This is a genomic window from Collinsella sp. An7, from assembly GCF_002159335.1.
Taxonomy (GTDB): Bacteria; Actinomycetota; Coriobacteriia; order Coriobacteriales; family Coriobacteriaceae; genus Coprousia.
Genome location: NZ_NFHP01000003.1, coordinates 356,169 through 362,303 on the forward strand (window position 1 = coordinate 356,169; position 6,135 = coordinate 362,303).

The following is a 6,135-nucleotide window of genomic DNA, read 5'->3' on the forward strand; positions in this document are numbered from 1 at the left end:
TTCTTAGATGCTCTGCACCCGCGCTCGCGCGCCGGGCAGCATTCGACCGCTGCTTATTATACGCGTCTGTCGCCCAGGTGGCATGCACATGGGCGACAGACTTACACGCAGTTTACCGAATTAAAATTATCGGGCGGCCTTCTCGAGGGCAGCCTTGACCTCATCGGCGGTCTTGAGCTGCATGACCTCCGCCTCGAGCGCGTCGGCGTCGGCCTTGGACCACTGCGAGATGGTCTTGCGGGTCTTGAGGACGCTCGGCGCGGAGACCGAGAACTCCTCCATGCCCCACGAGAGCAGCAGCGGCGTGAGCAGCGGGTCGGCCGCGGCCTCGCCGCACATGCCCACCATGATGCCGTGCTTGACGCCCTCGGTGATGATCTTCTTGATGGCGCGGAGCACCGCCGGGTAGTACCAGCTGTAGAGGTAGGCCACGCGGTCGTTGCCACGGTCGGAGGCCATGGTGTAGCCGGTGAGGTCGTTGGTGCCGATGGAGAAGAACGCAGCCTCCTCGGCGAGGATGTCAGCGATGTTGGCGGCGGCGGCCGTCTCCATCATGATGCCGACCTCGATGTTCTCGTTGAACTTGTAACCCTCGGTGGCAAGCTCGCCCTTGCACTCCTCGACGAGCGCCTTGACATGGCGGAGCTCCTCAACGCAGGTAACGAGCGGCACCATGATCTTGATGTCGCCAAAGGCGCTCGCACGCAGGAGGGCGCGGAGCTGGACCTTGTACTCCTCGGGGTTATCGAGGCAGTAGCGCACCGCGCGATAACCCATGAAGGGGTTGTCCTCCTTCTGGAGGTTCATGTAGGGGATCTCCTTGTCGCCGCCCACGTCGAGCGTACGGATGATCACCGGCGCGCCCTTGAGGGTGACGGCCACCTTGCGGTACGCCTCAAACTGCTCGTCCTCAGAGGGGAGCTCCTTGGCGTCCATGAAGAGGAACTCGGAGCGGAAGAGGCCGATCGCCTCGGCGTCGTGGTCGACGGCGCCCTTGGCGTCCTCAGGATTGCCGATGTTGCAGGCGAGGACCTTCTTGTCGCCATCGGCGGTGACCGTCGGCTTGCCGCGGAAGGCCTCGAGGGCGCGCTTCTCGGCGGCAAAGGACTCGGCGCGCTCACGGTAGTCGGCGAGCTGCTCGTCGGTCGGATCGTTGATGACGTGGCCGTTGATGCCGTCGACGATGACCGTCATGCCGTTGTGCAAGGCGCCGCAGGCGTTGGGCACCGAGAGGACCGCAGGAATCTCGAGCGCGCGGGCGATGATGGCGGAGTGCGAGGTGCGGCCGCCGACCTCAGTGACGATGCCGGCGACGTTCTCCTTGTCGATGGTTGCCGTCATGGACGGGGTGAGATCGTGCACGACGATGATGCTGCCGGCAGGGAGCACGGAGAGGTCAACAACCTCGCGTCCGAGGAGCTCGGCCAAGATGCCGGTGCGGATGTCGGCGATATCGGCAGCGCGGAGGCGGAACATCTCGTCGTCCATGGAGAGGAACATGTTCTCGAACATGGTCGAGGTCTCCACGAGCGCCTGCTCAGCGCAGGTGCCGCCGTCAATGGAGGCGTTGATGGCGTCGGTCATGCCGGGATCCTGGGCGAGCATAATGTGACCGCTCATGATCTCGGCCTCGTTCTCGCCCACGGTGACCTTCATGCGGTCGGCCTGGGCCTGCGTCTTCTGGCAGAAGACATCGAGCGCCGCCTGGTAGCGGTCGCGCTCGGCCTGAGTGTCCTCGACCTTGGTGGGCTCAAAGGAGAGATCCGGCTCGACCGCCAAAACCACGGTACCGATGCCGATGCCCTCGGATGCGTTTACTCCCTCGTACATTCCTCTTTCCTTCCTCGGCGGACGGGCCGCCGATGAAAAACGCAGGCGTCCGGGTACCAGACGCCTGCGCACCAATTGCTGGACTCAGTTGTGCCTCAACAGCCCCGCAGGGGATGTTACTCGCCGAGACCGCTCTTGATGAGCTCGACGGCTGCGGTGAGGGCATCGGCCTCGTCGGCGCCGTCGCAACGGATCTCGACCTCGGTGCCGCAAGGGATGCCGGCAGCCATGAGGGCCATCGGGGACTTGCCGTTGACCTCCTTCTCGGGGGTGACGACCGTCACGTCGCAGGCGAACTTGCCCATGGTGGAGGCGAAGAGGCCGGCGGGACGCATGTGAAGACCCTGGGGGTTAACGAGCGTGACCTTCTCAGAAACCATAAATGACTCCTTTTGACCATGCCAGCCGCGCACCCGCGCGACGGGACACGTTACAACGACGGGTCTAGTTTACCCCATGGCAAGGTTTTTGTTGCGAGAAATGGCTCCGCGTAACTCGTTTGCCGGTGAGCGGCGGGTTGCAAGGACGATCGCGCGCTCGTTGCGGGGCAGTACGCGCGTGCCGGACGCGTTTGCAAGAAGCCCGGCGTCGCAAAGACAACCGGGCCTTAGTTTCGGGGTGCGCCCTGGGGGATTCGAACCCACGACCTTGAGATTAGAAGTCTCCTGCTCTATCCAACTGAGCTAAGGGCGCATCGTGAGCGATTATAGTAGAAGCGGATTGAGCGCGAAAGAACCCTAGACGCTACACTTACAGCAATCTGATCGCATACGGGATAGACGCGGGGAAGGACATCCGTCATGGATCTTATCTCGGTCGTGGTGCCGTGCTACAACGAGGAGGAGAGCCTGCCCATCTTTTTGGAGGCGCTCGCCGGGGTGGCGCGTGGGATGCGCGAACGTCACGAGGTCTCGTTTGAGGTCGTGCTCGTAGACGACGGCTCGACCGACGACACACTCAAGGTCATGAAGCGCGCCTCCGAGCAGGCGCGGGTAGACGCGGTGGACAGCGTGCCGCTCCTCGATATCCACTGGCTTTCGTTCTCGCGAAACTTCGGTAAAGAAGCGGGGCTCGCCGCCGGGCTCGAGCATGCCCAGGGCAACTACGTCGCCCTCATGGACGCCGACATGCAAGATCCGCCGAACCTCTTGCCCGAGATGTACGAGATTCTCCTCACCGAGCACTACGACAACGTGGCCACGCGCCGGGTAAACCGCGAGGGCGAGCCTCCGATCCGCTCGTTCTTTGCCCGTCTCTTCTACAAGCTCATCAACCGCATCTCCAAGGCGGACATTGTGGACGGAGCGCGCGACTTCCGCCTGATGAAACGCCCCATGGTCGACGCCATCCTGTCGCTTCCTGAGTACAACCGCTTCTCTAAGGGAATCTTTGGATGGGTCGGCTTTAAAACCAAGTGGCTGCCCTTCGTTAACGTTGAGCGCGTGGCAGGCGAGACCAAATGGAGCTTCTTCTCGCTTCTGCTCTACTCGATCGACGGCATCGTGGCGTTCTCGACCGTGCCGCTCTCCATAGCATCGGTGGCGGGACTCCTGCTGTGCCTCGTGGCGCTTGCGGGCGTGATCTTTATCGTGGCCAAGACGATCGCCTTTGGCGACCCGGTTGAGGGTTGGCCCTCGCTTGCTTGCCTCATCACGCTCCTCGGCGGCATTCAGCTGCTCTGCCTCGGCATCATGGGACAGTACCTGGCTAAGACCTATCTGGAGACTAAGCACCGTCCACTCTATATCGTGAAGGAGTCGAGCGATGACCGAGACCGTTAAGTACGCCTACGCCGGGCGCCGTCCGCAGCGAGGTATCGCGGCGCTCTTTTGGATCGGGTGCTTTGTGCTGCCGGTTGCGCTCTTCTGCGTCACCGCTGCCTGGGGAGGCGTCTACCCCTTTGGCGGCGAGTCGTTTCTTACCGAGGACCTCAAGTACCAGTACATCGACTTCTTTACGTGGTACCGCGGAGTGCTTACGGGCGAGCACTCGATCTTCTACTCGTTTGCCCAAGGCCTGGGCTCCAACGCCTGGGGACTTTACAGCTACTACCTTGCTAGCCCCTTCAACCTGCTGATTAGGCTCTTTAGCGAGGAGCATCTCACCCTTGCCATCTTTATCATCACGGGGCTCAAGCTCGGTTGCATCGGGCTTGCCATGGGCTTTTTCCTAAGAAGACGCTTTGAGCTCCCCTATGCGTGGAGCCTGCTCTTTGCCGTGTCGTTTGCGTTCTCGGGCTGGGTGGTCACGCAGCTCAGGAACCCCATGTGGCTCGACGCGCTCATCTTGCTGCCGCTCGGCGCGCTGGCCTGCTGGCGGCTCATCCGCACGGGGCGCTTTCTGGCACTCTCGCTCGTGGTGGCGGCGGACATCATCTGCTGCTGGTACATGGCCTATATGAGCGTGCTCTTCTTCTGCCTCTATGTGCTGTTAGAGCTTGCGGTGCATATCTCCATCGGCAATCGGGCGGGCGCGCGGTTTGTGCTCGGTCGCGCGGTTCGTTTTACCGCGGCTCTCATTTTAGGACTCGCGCTCAGCGCCTGGACCTTTGTGCCCACGGTGCTCGCCATGCTGGGCGGGTCGGGTGGCGCCAACATGACGGGCATTTTTGCCTGCACGCCCACCGAACTCGCAAAAAGCCTTTTTCCGGGACTGTGGGCCTATGGCACGCCCCAGTTCTATACGGGGCTCGTCGCGCTCATCGCAGCCGTGCTCTTCTTACTGAATGCGCGCATCCCCCTGCGACTCAGAGTTATCGTCTTTATTATCGCGGGCTTCATGGTTGCCAGCGCCGTACTTAAACCCCTGCAGTACGTTTGGTGCGGTTTTCGTGCGCCCAACGGGTTCTACTCTCGTACGGCGATCCTCGCCTCGTTCACCATGGTATGGATGGCTGCCTACTGCGTACGTCGCGGCTGGCAAGCACCATGGCAGCACGCGGCTGTTGAGCCCGAACACACAGCCAATGCTCTCCCCCATGCATGCGACGCGAGGGGCTTCCGTCTCACCCGATGCCGCCCAGCAGTGCTCGCGCTCCTCGCCCTGACCGTCGTAGAGCTTGCCATCAACGCCCACCTCTCGTGGAACCAGCTCTATGTGGGGTATCCCCAAGAGGAGCACGAGGCCTACGTAAACGAGGCTGATGCGCAGCTTGAAGCGCTGCGCGCTTTTGACGACAGCGCATTCTATCGCATGGATAAGACCTATACACGCAACGGAGCCGCCCTCAACGAGGGCATCGCCCGCAACTTCATGCAGCTCTCGTCCTACTCGTCAGCCAATAATCCCCACGCGATCGACCTGCTTAACACGCTGGGATACAGCAGCAAGGGCGAGTTCTCCACGCGCTATTCCGCCCCCATTCTTGCGAGCGATGCGCTTTTGGGCGTCCGTTATGCAGCGACTTTTGAAAAGCCCGCCGGCTACCTCGCAACCGGCCTGCCGGCTACCTCCAACGGCGCCATGCTGTACGAAAACCCGTATGCACTCTCCCTCGGCTTTGTGGCAAACGCCCAGGCCGCAAACGTCGCTTACTATAAAGACATGGACCCCTTTGCGGCGCAAAACGCCATCTTTCGTGCGTTCTCCGGCGTAGAAGAAGACCTCTATACACCGCTTGCGGTTGAGCAGGTTACGTCCACCGATGGCACGCCGAGTTGGAACGTCGCGATTCCCGAGGGCGCCATAGGGTACGCCTATGTTCAAGAATCCCCGGAGGATGGTGTACGGACACCGGTCGTCCTCACCATTGGGATGACCCCATATCAAGAAAACATGCGCTTTGAGCATTCACTGCGCCCGCTCAACACCACAACGGACACAGCATCGGTCGCAACCGTAACGCTCGCAAAAGATGCAACCGCCGAACCTTCAAGCCCGACTCCCACCTGCCTTTTCTATGGGCTGAACCTCGATGCGCTCGCCCGGTGCTGCGAGGTGCTGGGAACATCCCAGATGAACGTCACCCAGATGGGCGACAGCGTGGTTTCCGGCACCGTTATGACAGCCGAAGCGGGAGACCTTGTTCTCTCCATTCCCTATGACCGCGGATGGACCGCTACGGTCAACGGAGAGATCTGCGAAACCGAGCCCGTCCTCGATGGCGGCATGATGTCCTTCCACCTAAAGGCAGGCGAGAATGATATCCGGCTCTCATTCCGGTCCCCTGGACTTCGTCTTGGCTCCGCTGTCTAGCACGCGTAAATAGTACCGCTGTTCCGCCTACCGAGTACCGGCGTTCCGCGCACGCGGTACCGGCCCCAACCGAATAGCCTTTCCTCAGGAGGGGGCGCCGCCCGGGTGCCC

Annotated in this window: 4 protein-coding genes and 1 tRNA gene; 2 read left to right on the forward strand and 3 right to left on the reverse strand. The window is 61.6% G+C overall.

Annotated features, from left to right (window positions below):
- Nucleotides 1-126: 126 nt before the first annotated feature.
- From ptsP to B5G20_RS05575, 3 genes are all read right to left on the reverse strand, one after another.
- Nucleotides 127-1,830, reverse strand: coding sequence for a phosphoenolpyruvate--protein phosphotransferase (gene ptsP, locus B5G20_RS05565; protein ID WP_087355794.1), 1,704 nt, complete (start codon nt 1,828-1,830; stop codon nt 127-129).
- Nucleotides 1,831-1,946: 116 nt separating this feature from the next.
- The gene (locus tag B5G20_RS05570; protein ID WP_087205351.1) at nt 1,947-2,210 is read right to left on the reverse strand and encodes an HPr family phosphocarrier protein; all 264 of its coding nucleotides are present in this window, start codon (nt 2,208-2,210) and stop codon (nt 1,947-1,949) included.
- 239 nt (nt 2,211-2,449) lie between these two features.
- Nucleotides 2,450-2,523, reverse strand: a tRNA-Arg gene (locus B5G20_RS05575).
- Between the two features lie 107 nt (nt 2,524-2,630).
- Here B5G20_RS05575 and B5G20_RS05580 point away from each other — a divergent pair.
- Together B5G20_RS05580 and B5G20_RS05585 are read left to right on the forward strand one after the other, a co-directional pair.
- Nucleotides 2,631-3,611 (forward strand): glycosyltransferase family 2 protein, encoded by a 981-nt coding sequence (locus B5G20_RS05580; RefSeq protein ID WP_087355795.1) that lies wholly within the window; start codon nt 2,631-2,633, stop codon nt 3,609-3,611.
- Nucleotides 3,595-6,024, forward strand: coding sequence for a YfhO family protein (locus B5G20_RS05585; protein WP_087355796.1), 2,430 nt, complete (start codon nt 3,595-3,597; stop codon nt 6,022-6,024). Before B5G20_RS05580 ends, B5G20_RS05585 begins: the two co-directional genes overlap by 17 nt.
- The last annotated feature ends 111 nt before the right edge of the window (nt 6,025-6,135 follow it).